Origin of the sequence: Burkholderia sp. Ac-20353 (assembly GCF_017104785.1) — a bacterium.
Taxonomy (GTDB): domain Bacteria; phylum Pseudomonadota; class Gammaproteobacteria; order Burkholderiales; family Burkholderiaceae; genus Burkholderia.
The window spans coordinates 1-2013 of the sequence record NZ_JAAGPL010000434.1; the positions used below are offsets into that span (position 1 = coordinate 1).

Annotated in this window: 2 protein-coding genes and 1 pseudogene; 2 read left to right on the forward strand and 1 reads right to left on the reverse strand. The window is 71.7% G+C overall.

What is annotated here, in order from left to right; all coding sequences use genetic code 11:
- Window positions 1-1162, reverse strand: a 1162-nt coding sequence (locus G3N94_RS40995) for a cobyric acid synthase (RefSeq protein WP_205799864.1), incomplete at its 3' end; no start/stop codon positions are given.
- Window positions 1163-1222: 60 nt separating this feature from the next.
- On the opposite strand from G3N94_RS40995, the gene cobU reads away from it, so the two are divergent.
- Together cobU and G3N94_RS41005 are read left to right on the forward strand one after the other, a co-directional pair.
- The gene (cobU, locus tag G3N94_RS41000; protein WP_205799865.1) at window positions 1223-1777 is read left to right on the forward strand and encodes a bifunctional adenosylcobinamide kinase/adenosylcobinamide-phosphate guanylyltransferase; all 555 of its coding nucleotides are present in this window, start codon (window positions 1223-1225) and stop codon (window positions 1775-1777) included.
- Window positions 1771-2013, forward strand: a pseudogene (locus tag G3N94_RS41005) (cobalamin biosynthesis protein); the annotation flags it as partial. The gene cobU and the pseudogene G3N94_RS41005, both read left to right, overlap by 7 nt.

Here is a 2013-nt window from a genome sequence, read left to right on the forward strand (position 1 = left end):
TCCGCCCTGTCACGTTCTTCAGCGTCTTGTCCGGCTGCAGCGTCGTCGCGTAATCGAGCAACCCGAGCCCCGGCACGCTGCCCGGCGCGCCCTCGAGGCCGAGCGGATCGTCGAGCGCGCTGCCGAGCATCTGCATCCCGCCGCAGACGCCGATCAGCTTGCCGCCGTAGCGCAGGTGCCGCCGGATCACCGCGTCCCAGCCCGCGTCGCGCAGCCACGCGAGGTCGCGCTGCACGCTCTTCGAGCCAGGCAGGATCAGCAGGTCCGCGGCCGGCACCGGGCCGCTCTTCCAGTATGTGAACTCGACCTGCGGATGCGCGCGCAGCGGATCGAAATCGGTGTGGTTGCTGATGCGTGGCAGCGCGGGCACGACGACCCGCAGCACGCCCGCGCTGCCACTCGCGGCGCCGCTGCGCGCCTGCGCGGGCAGCATGTCCTCCGCGTCGAGCGTGAGGCCGTGCAGGTAAGGCAGCACGCCGAACACCGGCTTGCCGGTCTGCGCGCGCAGCCAGTCGAGGCCCGGTTCGAGCAGCTTGAAATCGCCGCGGAAGCGGTTGATCACGAAGCCGCGCACGCGTGCGCGCTCGCTGTCCGACAGGCACGCGAGCGTGCCGACCAGATGCGCGAACACGCCGCCGCGGTCGATGTCGGCGACGAGCACGACCGGGCAATCGACGCGCTCGGCGAAGCCCATGTTCGCGATGTCGCCTTCGCGCAGGTTGATCTCGGCCGGACTGCCCGCGCCCTCGACGATCACCGTGTCGTAGCCGGCGCGCAGCCGCGCGTACGATTCGAGCACCGCGTCGAACGCGACCGGCTTGTAGTCGTGGTACGCCCGCGCGTTCAGGTTCGCGCGCGCCTTGCCGTGGATGATCACCTGCGCGCCGCGGTCGCTGGTCGGCTTCAGCAGCACGGGGTTGAAATCGGTATGCGGCTCGACGCCCGCGGCGAGCGCCTGCAGCGCCTGCGCGCGGCCGATCTCGCCGCCATCGGCCGTCACCGCGCTGTTCAGCGCCATGTTCTGCGGCTTGAACGGCGCGACGCGCGCGCCGGCGCGGCGCGCAAGGCGGCACAGGCCCGCGACGAGCGTGCTCTTGCCCGCGTCGGACGTCGTGCCCTGGATCATCAGCGTGCCGCGCGGCCGCAGTTCGGGTGCATTCATCGGGTCAAAGGCGTGGCGAAACGAAGGCCGCATTATCGCCTGCACCGTTACAATCACGCGATGAATCCGCACGACCTCACCTTCGTCCTCGGCGGCGCGCGCTCGGGCAAGAGCGCGTACGCCGAGCGGCTCGCGGCCGACAGCGGCCGCGCCGTCACCTATGTCGCGACCGCGTATGCGGCCGATGCCGAATTCGCGCAACGGATCGCGCATCATCGCGCGCGCCGGCCCGCGAACTGGGGCTTCGCCGACGCACCCGTCGCGCTCGCCGAAACGCTCGCGCAGCTCGACGATCCCGATGCGTGCCTGCTCGTCGACTGCCTGACGCTGTGGCTCACGAACCTGCTGTGCCCGGCCGACGGCGACCCGCACGACGACGCGCAATACGAAGCGCGCGTCGCGGCGCTCGAAACGGCGCTGCGCAACGCGCGCGCGAAGGTGATCGTCGTCAGCAACGAGATCGGGCTCGGCGTCGTGCCGCTCGGCGCGGTGACGCGCCGCTACGTCGACGAGCTCGGCCGCCTCAACCAGCGCGTCGCCGCGCTCGCGACGCGCGTCACGCTGCTCGTCGCCGGACTGCCGGTTGCGATCAAGACGGAGCCCGCGTCATGCTGATGCTGTCGTTGCCTGCGGTCGCGATCCTCGCGATCGTCGCCGTGATCGTCGACCGCGTGCTCGGCGAACCGTCGGCCGCGCATCCGCTCGTCGCGTTCGGGCGCCTTGCCGCACGCATCGAAGCCGCGCTGAACACGGGCCGGCGCGGCCGCCTGATGGGCCTCGCCGCATGGCTCGCGGCCGTCGCGCCGCCGGAGATCGGACGAGCGTCGTGTGGGGAACGAGGGGCGGAACCT